14 protein-coding genes are annotated in these 15,783 nt (G+C 70.2%); 7 read left to right on the top strand and 7 right to left on the bottom strand.

What is annotated here, in order from left to right; genetic code table 11:
- Nucleotides 1-37: 37 nt before the first annotated feature.
- A complete protein-coding gene (locus tag AB0D12_RS00960) occupies nucleotides 38-802 on the bottom strand; it encodes an adenosylcobinamide-GDP ribazoletransferase (protein ID WP_362675576.1) in 765 nt (254 codons plus the stop codon).
- A gap of 118 nt (nucleotides 803-920) precedes the next feature.
- Between AB0D12_RS00960 and AB0D12_RS00955 the strand changes: the two genes are divergently transcribed.
- A complete protein-coding gene (locus AB0D12_RS00955; protein ID WP_362675573.1) occupies nucleotides 921-1,676 on the top strand; it encodes a hypothetical protein in 756 nt (251 codons plus the stop codon).
- Here the strand turns inward: AB0D12_RS00955 and AB0D12_RS00950 are convergent.
- The 4 genes from AB0D12_RS00950 to AB0D12_RS00935 form a co-directional block, all read right to left on the bottom strand.
- The gene (locus AB0D12_RS00950) at nucleotides 1,625-2,326 is read right to left on the bottom strand and encodes a hypothetical protein (protein ID WP_362676357.1); all 702 of its coding nucleotides are present in this window, start codon (nucleotides 2,324-2,326) and stop codon (nucleotides 1,625-1,627) included. The two genes, AB0D12_RS00955 and AB0D12_RS00950, sit on opposite strands and share 52 nt — an antisense overlap.
- Before the next feature lie 5 nt (nucleotides 2,327-2,331).
- On the bottom strand, nucleotides 2,332-4,107 hold the full coding sequence (locus AB0D12_RS00945; RefSeq protein WP_362675570.1) for a phosphatidylglycerol lysyltransferase domain-containing protein: 1,776 nt from the start codon (nucleotides 4,105-4,107) through the stop codon (nucleotides 2,332-2,334).
- A gap of 80 nt (nucleotides 4,108-4,187) precedes the next feature.
- On the bottom strand, nucleotides 4,188-5,249 hold the full coding sequence (gene cobT / locus AB0D12_RS00940) for a nicotinate-nucleotide--dimethylbenzimidazole phosphoribosyltransferase (RefSeq protein ID WP_362676355.1): 1,062 nt from the start codon (nucleotides 5,247-5,249) through the stop codon (nucleotides 4,188-4,190).
- Nucleotides 5,250-5,542: 293 nt separating this feature from the next.
- A complete protein-coding gene (locus AB0D12_RS00935; RefSeq protein ID WP_362675567.1) occupies nucleotides 5,543-6,742 on the bottom strand; it encodes a bifunctional adenosylcobinamide kinase/adenosylcobinamide-phosphate guanylyltransferase in 1,200 nt (399 codons plus the stop codon).
- 91 nt (nucleotides 6,743-6,833) lie between these two features.
- Between AB0D12_RS00935 and AB0D12_RS00930 the strand changes: the two genes are divergently transcribed.
- Nucleotides 6,834-7,043 carry a hypothetical protein gene (locus tag AB0D12_RS00930; RefSeq protein ID WP_326649434.1) on the top strand — a complete coding sequence of 70 codons (210 nt, stop codon included), beginning with the start codon at nucleotides 6,834-6,836 and terminating at the stop codon, nucleotides 7,041-7,043.
- A gap of 646 nt (nucleotides 7,044-7,689) precedes the next feature.
- Here the strand turns inward: AB0D12_RS00930 and AB0D12_RS00925 are convergent.
- A complete protein-coding gene (locus AB0D12_RS00925; RefSeq protein WP_362676353.1) occupies nucleotides 7,690-8,373 on the bottom strand; it encodes a methyltransferase domain-containing protein in 684 nt (227 codons plus the stop codon).
- Between the two features lie 110 nt (nucleotides 8,374-8,483).
- Nucleotides 8,484-9,083, bottom strand: a complete 600-nt coding sequence (locus AB0D12_RS00920) for a DUF3043 domain-containing protein (protein ID WP_362675564.1) — start codon at nucleotides 9,081-9,083, stop codon at nucleotides 8,484-8,486.
- A 305-nt stretch (nucleotides 9,084-9,388) separates the two neighbouring features.
- Between AB0D12_RS00920 and AB0D12_RS00915 the strand changes: the two genes are divergently transcribed.
- The 5 genes from AB0D12_RS00915 to AB0D12_RS00895 all read left to right on the top strand — a co-directional run bounded on the left by AB0D12_RS00915 (nucleotide 9,389) and on the right by AB0D12_RS00895 (nucleotide 15,777).
- Nucleotides 9,389-10,174: a PspA/IM30 family protein gene (locus AB0D12_RS00915; RefSeq protein ID WP_327323103.1), complete on the top strand. Its 786-nt coding sequence runs from the start codon at nucleotides 9,389-9,391 to the stop codon at nucleotides 10,172-10,174.
- A 9-nt stretch (nucleotides 10,175-10,183) separates the two neighbouring features.
- Complete coding sequence (locus AB0D12_RS00910; protein ID WP_362675561.1) at nucleotides 10,184-10,462, top strand: hypothetical protein; 279 nt, start codon at nucleotides 10,184-10,186, stop codon at nucleotides 10,460-10,462.
- A gap of 122 nt (nucleotides 10,463-10,584) precedes the next feature.
- A complete protein-coding gene (locus tag AB0D12_RS00905) occupies nucleotides 10,585-11,805 on the top strand; it encodes a sensor histidine kinase (RefSeq protein ID WP_362675558.1) in 1,221 nt (406 codons plus the stop codon).
- Complete coding sequence (locus tag AB0D12_RS00900) at nucleotides 11,802-12,488, top strand: response regulator transcription factor (RefSeq protein ID WP_362675555.1); 687 nt, start codon at nucleotides 11,802-11,804, stop codon at nucleotides 12,486-12,488. Before AB0D12_RS00905 ends, AB0D12_RS00900 begins: the two co-directional genes overlap by 4 nt.
- Before the next feature lie 157 nt (nucleotides 12,489-12,645).
- On the top strand, nucleotides 12,646-15,777 hold the full coding sequence (locus AB0D12_RS00895) for an efflux RND transporter permease subunit (RefSeq protein ID WP_362675552.1): 3,132 nt from the start codon (nucleotides 12,646-12,648) through the stop codon (nucleotides 15,775-15,777).
- Nucleotides 15,778-15,783: the final 6 nt, after the last annotated feature.

Here is a 15,783-nt window from a genome sequence, read left to right as displayed (position 1 = left end):
CTACGGTTGCCCACCCGGAGATCACGAAAAGGTGAATCTAGCCCAGGGCCAGCGCGATCAGCGCAGCCGTCGCCGCGGTCTCCGCCAGCGCGCCGAAGACATCCCCGGTCACCCCGCCGAAGCGGCGTACGCAGTGGCGCAGTAGGAGGTGCGCCACTGCGAGTCCGGCCGCCACCGCCAGTGCGTGATGCACTGCGCCGTACGCGCCGAAGAGCGCACCCGCCGCCGCGCAGACCGCGGTGACCACGGCGGCCACGGCCAGTCCGATGCGTACCGGAACGACTTCCGCGACCGCCGCGCCGAGGCCTTCCGGGCGGGCCGCCGGGACGCCCGTGCGGGATGCGAGGGTGAGGGCGAGGCGGGCGGCGACCCCGGAGACCACCGCCGCGACCGCGCCGTGCGCCCAGCCCTGCCCGTACAGCTCGGTCAGCGCCGCGACCTGGGCGAGCAGCACGAACAGCAGGGTGATGACCCCGAACGGCCCGATGTCCGACTGCTTCATGATCCGCAGTGCCTCATCGGCCGGCTTGCCGCTGCCGAGTCCGTCGGCGGTGTCCGCGAGACCGTCCAGATGGAGGCCGCGGGTGAGGGCGGCGGGGACGGCGGCCGTGGCCACCGCGGCGAGCAGCGGGCCCGAGCCCAGCAGCATCAGCACCCCGCCGAGTGCCGCTGCCAACAGGCCGACGACCAGTCCGGCCAGCGGCGCGCAGAGCATCCCGGCGCGTGCCGCCGCACGGTCCCAGCGGGTGACGCGGACCGGGAGCACGGTCAGCGTGCCGAAGGCGAAACGTATGCCGTCCATGGAGTCCTTGGGCCGGGGTCCGATGGTTGTCCACCGGGTGAGCGCAGTGTCGCGCGAAGGGTAGCCCGGCCGGACTGACGGTAAATTGCGCATTACGTGCGAATCGGGAGCGGGTGGCATGGGTCACTGGTTTTACCGGAACATCGTGGAGCCGGGGAAGCTCCCGATGCTGCTCGCGCTGGTCTCCTTCATGCTCACCTTTCTGGTGACGCGCACGGTCACCCGGCTGATCAGGGCGGGCCGGGGGCCGTTCAAGAACATCACGCCAGGCGGCATGCACATCCACCATGTGGTCCCCGGCGTCATCCTGATCGTCATCGGCGGCTTCGGGGCGGTCGGCAACGGCCGGGAGGGTCCCGCCGCTGCGGTCTGCGCGATCGTCTTCGGGATCGGCGCGGGCCTCGTACTCGACGAGTTCGCGCTCATCCTGCATCTCGACGACGTCTACTGGACCGAGCAGGGCCGGCAGAGCACGGAGGTCGTGGTGATCGCCTCGGCCCTGGCGCTTCTGGTACTCGGCGGCTTCTCGCCGCTCGGCGTGGACCAGCTCACCCCCGACGAACGCCAGGACCGCGCCTCGCTGATCCTGACGCTGGTGTTCAACTTCCTCTTCGTGCTCATCGCGCTTTTCAAGGGCAAGCTGCGGATGGCGCTCCTCGGCACGCTGATCCCGTTCGTGGCGCTCTTCGGTGCGGTACGGCTGGCCCGGCCCGGCTCGCCCTGGGCCCGCCGCTTCTACCGCAACCGGCCCAAGGCGCGCGCCAGGGCCGGGCTGCGCTCCTTCCACCACGACCGCCGCTGGGACCGGCCACGCCGCAAACTTCAGGATCTGATCGGCGGGGCGCCCGATCGGCTACCGGTACGCAAACGCTGACGCCTGAGCCGCCACCGGCGGCGCAGCGCCGAGAGCCCGCACACCGCCAGTACCGCCGCGATCGCCGCCAGATGCTCCTTGCCCGCGAGATTGTTCTTGAAGAGCACCTCGCCGACCATCAACACGGTCACCAGTGCCGCCGTGCACCAGGCCCGGTAGCGCCAGCAGACGAAGACCGCGAGGCCGACGACCGCCGCCGACGGGCCGGTGTCGACGACCACGGCGTCCGACGCGGGCAGCCCGAAGAGGCTCTCAGGGTCGAGTGAGACACCGATCCGTGCGTACGTCGTGCCGGCCAGCGTCGACACATACGCGATCACCAGCGTCCGCCACCGGCCCAGACAGATCTCCGCGATCCCGAAGACCAGCAGGACCTGCGCCAGCGCACCCCACACCGGCAGATCCAGCGCCGGGACGAACAGCGACAGCGGGGTACGCAGCAGCGCCACCCAGAGCGGGTCCTCGGCCTTCACGAAGCCCAGGTTGCGCACGAGGCCGAAGCCCCAGGACTGGTTCTGCACCAGCTGGAAGAGTGCCGTGAGGCAGACCGCTCCGAGCGTCATCGGGATCGCCCGCCACTTCTTGGTGACGAGTGCCCTCCGCAGGGTCGCGTACAGAGGCCCCCACTCACGGCGCGCGAACGCGATCACCGTCTTCAACGCTTGGACTCCAGGTGCCTGCGGTGCAGCCACTTGGGCAGGCCCGGCGCCTCGAGGAAGCCCTCGGCGCGGCCCGCCGCCAGGCCGATGCGCAGCAGGTCGGCGCTCTTTTCGAAGAGCATGAAACGTGGCTCCCAGATAGGTCGGTACTTGGCGTTGGCGCGGTACAGCGACTCGATCTGCCACCAGCGGGAGAAGAAGCTGAGGAGTGAGCGCCACAGTCTCAGCACCGGACCGGCGCCGAGCTTCGAGCCACGTTCGAAGACCGATCTGAACATCGCGAAGTTCAATGACACCTGCGTGATCCCGATCTCCTTCGCGCGCTGCAGGAGCTCGATGACCATGAATTCCATCAGGCCGTTCTCGGAGTCCCGGTCACGCCGCATCAGATCGAGCGAGAGCCCCTTGGGGCCCCACGGCGCAAAGCTCAGCACCGCCCGCAACTCGCCCTGGCCGTCCGTGCATTCGAGCATCACGCAGCGGCCGTCCCCGGGATCACCGAGCCGTCCCAGCGCCATCGAGAAGCCGCGTTCGGTGGCCCCGTCGCGCCAGTCGTCGGCGCGACCGACCAGTACGGCCATCTCCTCGGGCGGGATGTCCTCGTGGCGGCGGATCCGTACCTCGTAACCGGCGCGCCCGACCCGGTTGTAGGCCTGGCGCACGGTCCGCATCGCGCGGCCGTCGAGAGTGAAGTCGTCGGTCTCCACGATCGCCTCGTCGCCGAGCTCCAGGGCGTCCAGGCCGTGCCGCGCGTAGATCGTCCCGGCCTCCTCGCTCGCGCCCATCACCGCCGGGATCCAGCCGTGTTCACGCGCCTCGGCCAGCCAGGGGTCGATCGCGCCGGGCCAGGCCTCCGGGTCGCCGATCGGGTCGCCCGAGGCGAGCGAGACGCCGCCCACCACGCGGTAGACGACGGCGGCCTTCCCGGTCGGTGACCAGACGACGCTCTTCTCGCGGCGCAGTGAGAAGTAGCCGAGCGAGTCCCGGTCGCCGTGGCGCTGCAGCAGGACGCGCAGCCGCTCCTCGTCGTCCTCGGTGAGTGCGTCGACGGCCCGGCGGGAGCGGAAGGCCGCGTACAGCACTGCGAACAGCAGCAGTGTCGACAGCACGTTGATGGTGACATTGACCCAGCCGGGCGTGCTGATGCCGGCGAGGCGGGAGTCGTCCGGGGCGAGCGAGATAAGCCGCAGCAGGCCGTAGTACCAGCGCTGCAGAAAGGTGGACTGACCGGCCGCGGTATTGGTGACGGTGACGAGTGCCGCGGCGAGCAGCGAGGTGACCAGCAGCCCGCCGACCGCGACGGCCGCGGCCAGCCTGGGGTTGGAGCGGTCGCCCTTCGCGTAGAACTCCCGTCGGCCGAGCGCCAGCGCGAGTACGAAGGCGGCGGTCAGGACGAGCGAGATCCAGTTCTGCGCATGTTCGCGGACCTCGGGGTCGACGCCGATCGCGAGGACGAAGAGCAGCAGGAAGAGTCCGGCCAGTACGAAATTGAGGATCCAGGCGGCGCGCTTGCGGCGGCGCATGGTGATCGCCAGGAAGAGCGTGAAGGCTCCGGAGGCGAAGCCCGCGGTGAGCAGATACGGCGTGAAGTAGTCATCGACGTTGTGCCGCCGGAGGTCCTGGAGGAGGGAGACCCACACAGCACTCAGAAGGTTGATGAACGCCACGGCACGCAGATACCAGACGGCGAACGCCGCACTGCGCCGCGAACGGACGGCGCTTCGGCTCGTACTACGGCTCGCCTCTTCGCTGGACAAGCGGACCTCTCCCATGAAACGCGATGATATGGGGCATCGCGCATCAAGGTGGGCGAGAGTGCGGCCGCCCATCATGGCGCGGCCGCACCGACGCGTCAGTCCGTGTCGCTCTCCACCGACTCCGTACGCTCCGGCAGTTCGGCCGCGAGCACGGCCGAAGCCTGCACGAGGGGGAGTGCGAGCAATGCCCCGGTTGCTTCGCCCACAGTGACGCCATGGTCGAGCAGGGGGTTGAGCGCCATCCGGTCCAGCGCCTTCGTCTGTGCGGGTTCGCCGCTCACCTGACCCGCGAGCCACCAGTCCGGCGCCCGGAATGCCGCCCGCTGGCCGACCAGCGCACAGGCCGCCGAGACCACTCCATCGAGGATCACCGGCATGCGTCGTACGGCACTCTGCAGCAGGAATCCGGTTGTCGCGGCCAGATCCGCCCCGCCCACCGTCGCCAGCAGCTCCAGCTGATCGCCGAGCACCGGCCGGGCGCGCCGCAACGCGTCCCGGATCGCCGCGCACTTGCGCATCCAGGCCAGATCGTCGATGCCTGCGCCGCCGCGGCCGGTGACCACGGAGGCGTCCGTGCCGCACAGCGCGGCGATCAGCGTGGCGGCGGGCGTGGTGCCGCCGACACTCAGATCGCCGAGGACGACCAGATCGGTGCCGGAGTCGGCCTCCTCGTCGGCGATCGCCATACCGAGGCGTACGGCCTGCTCGGCCTCCTCGATCGTCATCGCGTCCTCGACGTCGATACGTCCGCTGCCGCGGCGCACCCGGTGACGTACGACCTCGTCCGGCAGCAGCTCCGGCTCGCAGTCCAGACCGGCGTCGACGATCCGTACCGGCACGCCCATCCGGCGGGCCAGTACGGCGACGGGGCTCGCGCCCTCCAGCGCGGCGCGCACCAGCTGGTGCGCGGAGCCGGACTCCCGGCCGGAGACGCCCAGTTCGGCGACCCCGTGATCACCGGCGAACAGCACGACGCGTGGCTGGTCGATGGCCTTGACCGGCACGGCGGCCTGCGCGGCCGAAAGCCACTCGCCCAGCTCGTCGAGACGGCCGAGGGAACCGGGCGGAACGATCAGCCGCTCCCGGCGCTCTTCGGCGTCACGCCGCATACCGTTGTCGGGGCGCTCGATCAGGTCGGAGAAGTCATCGAGATTCAGCCTGCTCATTCGCCGAACAGTACAGTCACCCGGTCATGTGGCTCAGGTGGGCCGGGGGCGTGGGTTGTTGCTGTCCGGTGGGTGGTTTCCTCAGTCATCCGGTCATGCGGTTCAGGTGGGCCGGGGGCGTTGGTCGTTGCTGTCCGGTGGGTGGTTTCCTCGTGGGCATCCGGGAGGCGCCTGGCACATGGTGGTGGGTTTCCTGGTGGGCACCCGGGGGGCGCTCCGAAGAACGGCGTGGGGGTTTCGTGGGGCTCCGAGGAACGGCGTGGGGGCTTGTTGAGTTGGGGTGGTCAGCCGCGGAGGACCAGGGCCTGGCCCGCGACGACCAGCAGGACGTGTTCGCACTCGGCGGCGAAGGCGGCGTTGAGACGGCCCAGTTCGTCGCGGAAGCGGCGGCCCGACGCGGTGGCCGGGACGACGCCGCTGCCGACCTCGTTCGTCACGGCGACGACCGTGCGCGGGGTCTGCCGTACCGCGGTGACCAGTTCGGCCACGCGCGCGTGCAGCGCGTGCTCACCGTCCGCCGCCCACTTCGCGTCGTCCCACGCGTCCACCCGGTCCATCGCGTCGGTGAGCCAGAGCGAGAGACAGTCGATCAGCATCGGCGGCCCGTCCTCGGCCAGCAGCGGTACGAGATCGCAGGTCTCGGCGGTGTCCCAGGCCCCGGGGCGGCGCTCGCGGTGCAGGGAGACCCGGGCCGCCCACTCGGGGTCGCCGTCCCTGCTGCCGCTTGTCGCGACGTACAGCACCTCGGCGAAGGTCTCGAGCCGGCGCTCGGCCTCCAGTGACTTGCCGGAGCGGGCGCCGCCGGTGACGAGGGTGCGGCGGGGCACATCCGGTACGGCGTGGTACTCGCCGATGGTCAGCGTCGTCCCGTCGGGCACGGCACGCGCGCCCGCGGCCGCGAGCCGCCGGGCCAGTTCGGGGCCGCCGGGTAGGTCGTGGTCGAGGTGGACGGCGATGACGTCAGTGGTCGACCCGATCGCCCCGGCGGCGCGCAGCCGGGCGATCGCGTCGGGCCGCCCCACCACGTCGGCGACGACCATGTCGTACGCGGCCAGCCCTTCGGCGAGACCGGCAGGCGCTCCGCCGGGCGGCAGATAGAGAAGCCGCTCACCCTCCGGAGAGGTCACCTCGTACCCCGTACCGGGGTTGTCCATCGAGACGGCACGCACCCGGTGCCCGCTGATCAGCGTCAACTCCTGTCCGTCCGGGACCCGCCCCGCCGTCGGCAGCCCGGCGGGCAGATCCACGGGGGGCCCGTCGTGCGGATGCGTCAGCAGCACCTGCCGTACGCCGACGAGCGAGTGCCCGGCCCGCGCGGCGGCCATGGCGGCGCCCGGGGTGAGGTCGAGCAGCAGCGCGCTGTCGACGAGCAGCGCGGTGGCGGCGCGGGCGAGCGGGCCGCGGGCGGTGGCGCAGACGGCGCACGGGCAGTCGGGCCGCGGGAGTCCGGCGGGGGCGCCGGTGCCGAGCAGAGTGAGTTCCACGCTCACGATCCTCCCGCGTCACCGCGGGGCGTGCGCGCCCGGCTACGCTGCGGGCAGCAACGAGATCACTGGTGGGCCCTGGGAGGCGGACATGGCATGGACGTGGCGTTTCGAGAAGTCCGACGGGACGGAGGTCCAGCCGGCGGTGCAGCCGGAGGAGTTCACGACGCAGGGGGACGCGGAGTCGTGGATCGGTGAGTTCTGGAAGGACCTTCTGGAGGGCGGGGCGGACCAGGTGATCCTTTCGGAGGACTCGACGAAGATCTACGGTCCGATGAGCCTGCACGCGAACGAGGCGTAGCCCGCGGGTCCCTTGGGGGGCGGGTCGGGTCCTGGCCCCGGGGTGCGGGTCCCTTGCGGGGGCGGGTCCCTTTACGGGGGTGCCGTGACCCGGGGCGCGGGTCCCTTGCGGGGGCGGGTCCCTTTACAGGGGTGCCGTGGTCCTGGGGTGCGGGTCCCTTGCGGGGTGCGGGGTGCGGGTTTTGGGTGCTTGGGCGTGCCCGGTCTTGGGCCGGTGGCCGTCCGGGGTCCGCTCCGGGGCTCGTGTCCGGGACTGCGCTGCATCCGATATGGGGCTCCGCCGCGTGGTCACTGCGCTTCGCGCGAGTTGCGACGCTTTACGTCCCGAACACGACCCCTGCGCGTCCGCCTGCCAGGGTCGGGCCCCGGGCCCCTCGGGTGCCCGGGGCCGGGAGCGTGAAGGGCTGTGACGCGGAGCCGGTGCTCCGGGGGCAGCCCGCAACGTTCTCGCCCGCCGCCTGGGGCTGGGCCCCAGCGCTTGTGGTTTGCGGTGCGGAGCTGCCGCCCGGGCGGGCCGCCTGCGCCTGTGGCGCGGAGCTGTCGGCTCGGGGCGTGGGCTCCGCGAGTGTTGTTTGCGGCGCGGAGCTGCTGCTCGGGTGGTGTGGGGGCGTCGGCCCCCACGTGCCCCAGGGGCCTGGGGCCGCGGCTCAGCCGCGTACGCCGCACAGATGCAGCAGCGCGGCCACACCGCGGTACGGCTCCGTACGTCCCGCGCGGTCCTCCGCCGCCAGCAGCCGCTCCAGCTCCTCGGCGGCCGGCAGCTCGGCCTCGTTGGGGACGTTGTCGGTGAAGACCCGCACCCCGTACCAGGCGTGCAGCGGCGCCGCGATCCCCGCCAGCGTCGCCGTCAGCGCCTCGAGCCGGTCCGCGCGCACCGGAAGCCCGAGCCGGTTGGTGTACGCATCGGTGTCGAACGCGGTCAGCGCGGCCGACCAGTCCCCGGCGAGCCCCGACCGCATGGCCAGTGCGTCCGCGTTCCGTACGAGCAGCGAGAGGAGACCGCCCGGCGCCAGCATCCTGGCCATGCCGGCCAGCATTGCGTCCGGCTCCGTGACGTACATCAGCACCCCGTGGCAGAGCACCACGTCGAAGCTGCCGGGCAGGAAATGCACCCCGGTGTCCCGGCCGTCGCCCTCGATCAGCCGGACCCGCTCACGGATTCCGGCCGGCTCGGTGGCCAGCGAGTTGTGTGCCGCCTTCAGCATCGCGGGATCGGACTCCAGACCGGTCACCGTGTGCCCGGCCCGGGCGAGACGCAGCGCCTGGGTGCCCTGCCCCATGCCCACATCGAGGATGCGCAGCCGCTGCCCGACCGGGTAGCGGGCGGCCATCTGTTCGTCGAGCTGAAGGGCGACAAGCTCCTGGCGGACGGTGTTGCGCAGTCCGCCGAGCCCGGCCAACCAGTCGACCGAAGCGCCTCCGAAGCCGGAGACCTCCGTGCTCAGGGCCGCTCTCCGCGCTTGACCTGCGGCTTCGGCAGACGCAGTCGGCGCATCTGGAGCGTACGCATCAGGCCATAGGCGATCGCGCCGCGCTTGGACTCGTTCGGGAAGCGCTCGTTCAGCTGCTTCTTCAGGCGGAACGCCAGACCGATCGAGTCGATGACGATCAGCACGATGACGCCGAGCCAGAGCAGCAGCGCGATGTTCTGCAGCGAGCCGATCCTGACCATGCTCAGCACCAGGATCACCACCGCGAGCGGCAGGAAGAACTCGGCGATGCAGAAGCGGGAGTCGACGAAGTCGCGCACGAAGCGGCGGACCGGTCCCTTGTCACGGGCCGGCAGATACCGCTCGTCGCCACTGGCCAGCGCCTCGCGCTGCTTGGCCATGTCCACGCGGCGGGCCTCGCGCTGGCGCTTCGCGGCCTCCTTGCGGTCGGTCGGCGCCGAGCTGGAGGCACGGCGGCGCTGGGTCTGGGCCTCACTCCGCTTGGGCGTGGGGCGGCCCTTCGGGGCCTCGGGGTCGCGGGGCTGCTTGGAGAGGTCTGCCTGCACCTTGCCGGTGGGGGACTTCTCTTCCTTGGAACGGCTACCAAACACAAAGCCCAAGGGTACGGGGTGAAAATGCGGGGACCGAACGCCGGCGGGGAACGATCCCGCAACACCGTGCGTCTGTAGGGGACAGAAGCCGGCCGTAAGCCGGACAGAGCGGACGTCGCCCGTGGTTTCCCTGACGGCCACCTACTCCTTGCGCCGGATCGAAGCCGTACGCAGTCGTCCTTGGGGAGGAGCGCATCCGCGCTGGAACAGTGCGGTAATGGATGCAGGGCCCGTAATGTGGGTTCTGTTGGAGTGCTGAAGCTGAGTCCGTCAGAAGGGGGCGCGCGAAGCCCATGAGCGGTGTCATGAAGCGTATGGGGATGATCTTCCGCGCGAAGGCAAACAAGGCCCTCGACAGGGCCGAGGATCCGCGCGAGACCCTCGATTACTCGTACCAGAAGCAGCTCGAACTGCTGCAGAAGGTGCGCCGCGGAGTCGCCGATGTGGCGACCTCCCGCAAGCGGCTCGAGCTGCAGCTGAACCAGTTGCAGGGACAGTCGTCCAAGCTGGAGGACCAGGGCCGCAAGGCGCTGGCGCTCGGCCGCGAGGACCTGGCACGCGAGGCGCTGTCCCGCCGCGCGTCCCTGCAGCAGCAGGTCAGCGACCTGGAGACACAGCACACCACGCTGCAGGGCGAGGAGGAGAAGCTCACTCTCGCCGCCCAGCGGCTGCAGGCCAAGGTCGACGCCTTCCGTACGAAGAAGGAGACCATCAAGGCCACCTACACCGCTGCCCAGGCGCAGACCAGGATCGGCGAGGCCTTCTCCGGCATCTCCGAGGAGATGGGCGACGTCGGCCTGGCGATCCAGCGGGCCGAGGACAAGACCGCGCAGTTGCAGGCACGGGCCGGCGCGATCGACGAGCTGCTCGCCTCCGGCGCCCTGGACGACCAGTCCGGGATGGCGAAGGACGACATCGCCGCCGAGCTGGACCGGATTTCCGGTGGTACAGATGTAGAGCTGGAACTGCAGCGGATGAAGGCCGAGCTCGCGGGCGGCTCGAGTTCGCAGCAGGCGATCGAAGGCGGTGCCGCGGGCCGGCAGGACGCCGCCCCGCAGCAGAACACTCCGAACAAGTTCGACAAGCAGTAGGGACTCGTCATGATCGTACGGATCATGGGGGAGGGCCAGGTGAAGCTGGCGGACAGCCACTTCACCGAGCTCAACAAGCTCGACAACGAGCTGCTGGCCGAGATGGAGAGCGGTGACGACGAGGGCTTCCGCAGGACTCTCAACGCGCTCCTGGACCGGGTCCGCGAGCTCGGCGAACCCCTGCCGGACGACGCGCTGGAGCCGTCCGAGCTGATCCTGCCGGCTTCGGACGCCACTCTTGAGGACGTACGGGAGATGCTCAGCGACGACGGTCTCATCCCCGGCTGACCGCTCGCACTCCAACAGCCGAACGCCCCGCCCCGGATCGATCCGGGGCGGGGCATTCTGCTCTCTTCTGCTGTGCTCGCGGGTGTTCGCGGCTGTCGCGGCACGCCGTACCGTTGCTGGATGTGACCTCACTCGCCACCGGGTTCGCCCGCACCCGGCGCTGGCTTCGCGCGCATCCGCTGGCGTTCGACGGAGCGCTCGCCCTGGCCGTACTGATCTGCATGGTCGTCGGCTCCTTCGCCGATCCGAACGGGCCGCACGGTCCGGCCTTCGGCAGCCGTACGCCCGAGCCGCGCAGCCTGGTGCTGATGGTCCTGGTCGCCGGGGCCCTCGTCTTCCGCCGGCGCAACCCGATGCCCGTGCTCGTGTTCACCACCGCGGTCTCGGTCGTCGAGCTCGTCGTGGGCGATCCGGCCGCACCGGTCGCGATGAGTGCCGTGATCGCCCTCTACACCGTCGCCTCCCGCACCGACCGCCCCACCACCTGGCGCGTCGGCCTGTTGACCATGGCCGTGCTGACCGGCGCAGCGATGTTCTTCGGCTCGACCCCCTGGTACACACAGGAGAACCTCGGCATCTTCGCCTGGACCGGGATGGCGGGAGCGGCGGGAGACGCCGTACGCAGCCGGCGGGCCTTCGTCGACGCGATACGTGAGCGGGCCGAGCGCGCCGAGCGCACCCGCGAGGAGGAGGCCCGCCGCCGGGTCGCGGAGGAGCGCCTGCGGATCGCCCGCGATCTCCACGATGTGGTCGCGCACCACATCGCCCTGGTCAACGTCCAGGCGGGCGTCGCCGCGCATGTCATGGACAGACGGCCCGACCAGGCCAAGGAGGCCCTCGCCCATGTGCGCGAGGCCAGCCGCTCCGCACTCAACGAACTGCGCGCCACAGTCGGTCTGCTCCGCCAGTCCGGCGACCCGGAGGCTCCCACCGAACCGGCTCCCGGCCTCGATGTCCTCGATGAGCTGGTCATCACCTTCCGGCAGGCCGGTCTGCCGGTCGAGGTGGCCCGTGCCGACGACGGGATCCGGCTGCCCGCGGCCGTCGATCTCGCGGTGTACCGGATCATCCAGGAGGCGCTGACCAATGTGCGGAAGCACGCGGGCACGGATGCGAAGGCCGAGGTGAGCGTGGTGCGGGTCGGCCACACCGTGGAGGTCACCGTGCTGGACAACGGCGCCGGGGCCGAAGGGCCGGTGGACGGCGGCGGCCACGGTCTGCTCGGTATGCGCGAGCGGGTCACCGCACTCGGGGGCACCCTCACTGCGGCCCCCCGCTACGGCGGCGGCTTCCGGGTGCAGGCGATACTGCCGGTCAAGACCGGCACGGGGGAGGACAGATGACGATCAGGGTGCTGCTCGCCGACGACCAGGCGCTGCTGCGCAGCGCGTTCCGGGTCCTGGTGGATTCCGAACCCGACATGCATGTCGTCGCGGAGGCGGCGGACGGCGCCGAGGCGGTGGCACTCGCCCGTTCCGCCAAGGCCGATGTCGTCCTGATGGACATCCGGATGCCCGGGACGGACGGGCTCGCCGCCACCCGAATGATCAGCGCCGACCCCGAACTCGCGAACGTACGCGTCGTCATGCTCACCACCTTCGAGGTGGACGAGTACGTCGTGCAGTCGCTGCGGGCAGGCGCATCGGGCTTCCTCGGCAAGGGAGCGGAACCGGACGAACTGCTCAATGCCATCCGTATCGCGGCTGCGGGGGAGGCGCTGCTCTCGCCGGTCGCCACCAAGGGCCTGATCGCCAAGTTCCTCGCACAGGGCGGCACTTCGGACGACGGGCAGGAGTCCCGGGCGCACTCCGAGCGGCTCTCGGCGCTCACCGTGCGCGAGCGTGAAGTCCTCGTCCTGGTCGCCGGCGGCCACTCCAACGACGAGATCGCCGAACGGCTCGAGGTCAGCCCGCTGACCGTCAAGACGCATGTGAACCGTGCGATGGCGAAACTCGGCGCCCGCGACCGCGCCCAATTGGTGGTAATCGCGTACGAATCGGGCCTGGTACGTCCAAGGGTGGAGTGAGCCGGAGCCTCGCGTACTCCAGCTGCGGTATGCGCGCGATAAGGAACTGGACCTGGGGTCGAGGGTTGGGCCTCCTCGAATGGCTGATCGTATAAACGGGCAGCCCGGCTGTGCCCTCTTGTCCTTCCTGCCGCGTAAGCCACAGAAGAGAGACACCATGTCCTGGCTGTCCAGATTCAGCCTGTCGCAACGAGCCCTGATCGGCCTGATGTCGATCGTCGCGATCGCCTTCGGAGCGATCGCCATCCCGCAGCTCAAGCAGCAGCTGCTGCCCTCCATCGAACTGCCGATGGTGTCGGTGCTGGCCCCGTACCAGGGCGCGTCCCCCGATGTGGTCGAGAAGCAGGTCGTCGAACCGCTCGAGAGCACCATCAAGGCCGTCGACGGAATCAAGGGCATCACCTCCACGGCGAGCGAGGGCAACGCCGTGATCATGGCCAGCTTCGACTACGGGGACGGCACCAAGCAGCTCGTCGCCGATGTGCAGCAGGCCGTGAACCGGGCCCGTACCCAGCTGCCCGACGACGTCGACCCGCAGGTCGTCGCCGGTTCGACGGACGACATCCCGACCGTCGTCCTCGCCATCACCTCCGACAAGGACCAGCAGGCGCTCAACGACCAGCTGGAGCGCACCGTCGTCCCGGCGATCGAGGACATCGACGGCGTCGGCCAGGTCTCCGTCGACGGCGTCCAGGACCTTCAGGTCTCCGTCACCCCCGACGACAAGAAGCTCGCCTCGGCCGGGCTGAACACCATGGCGCTCGCCGAGGCGCTCAAGGCGGGCGGCGCGACGCTGCCGGCCGGCTCCTTCTCCGAGGACGGCAAGAGTCGTACGGTCCAGGTCGGCGGCGGTTTCACCACGCTGAAGCAGATCGAGGACCTGCGCGTGTCCCCCGAGAAGGGCAAGCCGGTACGCCTCGGTGACGTCGCCACGGTGAAGCAGGAGGAGTCCCAGCGGGTCTCCATCACCCGTACGGACGGCAAGCCGAGCCTCGCCGTCCTCGCCACCATGGACAAGGACGGCAGTGCCGTCGCCATCTCCGACGCGGTCAAGGACAAGCTGCCCGAGCTCCGCAAGGACCTCGGCGCCGGCGCTCAGCTGACCGTCGTCTCCGACCAGGGCCCTGCCGTCTCCAAGTCGATCTCCGGTCTGACCACCGAGGGCGCGCTCGGACTGCTCTTCGCGGTCATCGTGATCCTGGTCTTCCTGGCCTCGCTCCGCTCCACGCTGGTCACGGCGGTCTCCATCCCGCTCTCGGTCGTCCTCGCGCTGATCGTGCTGTGGACGCGTGACCTGTCGCTCAACATGCTCACGCTGGGCGCGCTGACCATCGCGATCGGCCGGGTCGTCGACGACTCGATCGTGGTTCTGGAGAACATCAAGCGGCACCTCGGCTACGGCGAGGAGCGGCAGGCGGCCATCATCACCGCGGTGAAGGAAGTGGCGGGCGCCGTCACCTCCTCGACGCTGACGACCGTCGCCGTGTTCCTGCCCATCGGTCTGGTGGGCGGCATGGTCGGCGAGCTCTTCGGCTCGTTCTCGCTGACCATCACCGCGGCCCTGCTGGCCTCGCTGCTGGTCTCGCTGACCGTCGTCCCCGTCCTGTCGTACTGGTTCCTGCGGGCCCCGAAGGCCGTACAGGGCATCGACCCGGACGAGGCCCGGCGCAAGGCGGAGGAGAAGGAGGCGCGCAGCCCGCTGCAGCGGATGTACGTCCCGGTGCTGCGTTTCGCGACCCGCCGCCGCCTCACCAGCGTCGTCCTCGCGCTCGTCGTGCTCTTCGGCACCTTCGGCATGGCCGGGCTGCTGAAGACGAACTTCTTCGACCAGGGCGAGCAGGAGGTCATGTCCGTCAAGCAGGAGTTGGCCCCCGGTACCAGCCTGGAGGCGGCGGACGCCTCCGCGAAGAAGGTCGAGAAGGTCCTCGACAAAATCGACGAGATCAAGGACTACCAGGTCACGGTCGGCTCCTCCGGCTTCATGGCGGCCTTCGGCGGCGGTACGGGTGCCAACCAGGCTTCCTACCAGCTGACCCTGAAGGACGCGTCGTCGTACGAGAAGACCCGCGACCGTATCGACGAGGAGCTCGGCAAGCTCGACGGCATCGGCGACACGACGATCGCGGCGGGCGACGGCTTCGGCAACCAGAACCTGAGCGTCGTGGTGAAGGCGTCAGACGCGGACACGCTGAAGAAGGCGTCCGAGGCGGTACGGGCCGAGGTGGCGAAGCTCGACGACGTCACCGATGTACAGAGCGACCTGGCGCGGAGCATCCCCCGGATCTCGGTCAAGGCGAACGAGAAGGCGGCGGAAGCGGGCTTCAACGAGACCACGCTGGGTCTGGCCGTCGGCCAGGCGGTGCGCGGCACTCCGTCGGCCAAGGCGATCCTGAACGACACCGAGCGCGATGTCGTGATCACCTCGGCGAAGCCGGCGAAGACGCTGTCGGACCTTCGTAACCTCGCCCTCGGTCCGGTCAAGCTCGGTGACATCGCCGATGTGAAGCTGGTCCCGGGACCGGTCTCGATGACGCGGATCGACGGCTCGCGGGCCGCGACGATCACGGCGAAGCCGACCGGTGACAACACGGGCGCGGTGAGCGCGTCGCTCCAGAGCAAGCTCAAGTCGCTGGACCTCCCGGACGGTGCCACTGCCACCATCGGTGGTGTCTCCTCCGACCAGGACGATGCCTTCGCCTCGCTGGGCCTGGCGATGCTGGCGGCGATCGCGATCGTCTTCATGCTGCTGGTCGCGACGTTCCGCTCGCTGGTCCAGCCGCTGATCCTGCTCGTCTCGATCCCCTTCGCGGCGACGGGCGCGATCGGCATGCTGATCGTCACGGGTACACCGATGGGTGTCCCGGCGATGATCGGCATGCTGATGCTCATCGGCATCGTGGTCACCAACGCGATCGTGCTGATCGACCTGATCAACCAGTACCGGGCCCAGGGCCTGGGCGTGGTGGAAGCGGTCGTCGAGGGCGGCCGCCACCGGCTGCGCCCGATCCTGATGACTGCCCTGGCGACGATCTTCGCGCTGCTCCCGATGGCGCTGGGCGTCACGGGAGAGGGCGGCTTCATCGCCAAGCCGCTGGCGGTGGTGGTGATCGGCGGTCTGATCACCTCGACGCTGCTGACGCTGCTGCTGGTCCCGACGCTGTACGCGATGGTGGAACTCCGCAAGGAGCGCCGCGCCAAGAAGAAGGCAGCGAAGCGCGCGTCCAAGTCCCCCGCCCCGCAGAGCGAGGCGGACTCGGAGCGCGCGGTCCAGGAACCGGCCCAGGTCTGAGCTGTT

This window comes from Streptomyces sp. NPDC048479, assembly GCF_040651435.1.
Taxonomy (GTDB): domain Bacteria; phylum Actinomycetota; class Actinomycetes; order Streptomycetales; family Streptomycetaceae; genus Streptomyces.
Note: the sequence above shows the minus strand (reverse complement) of the source record. Positions and strands in the feature narration are given on the sequence as shown.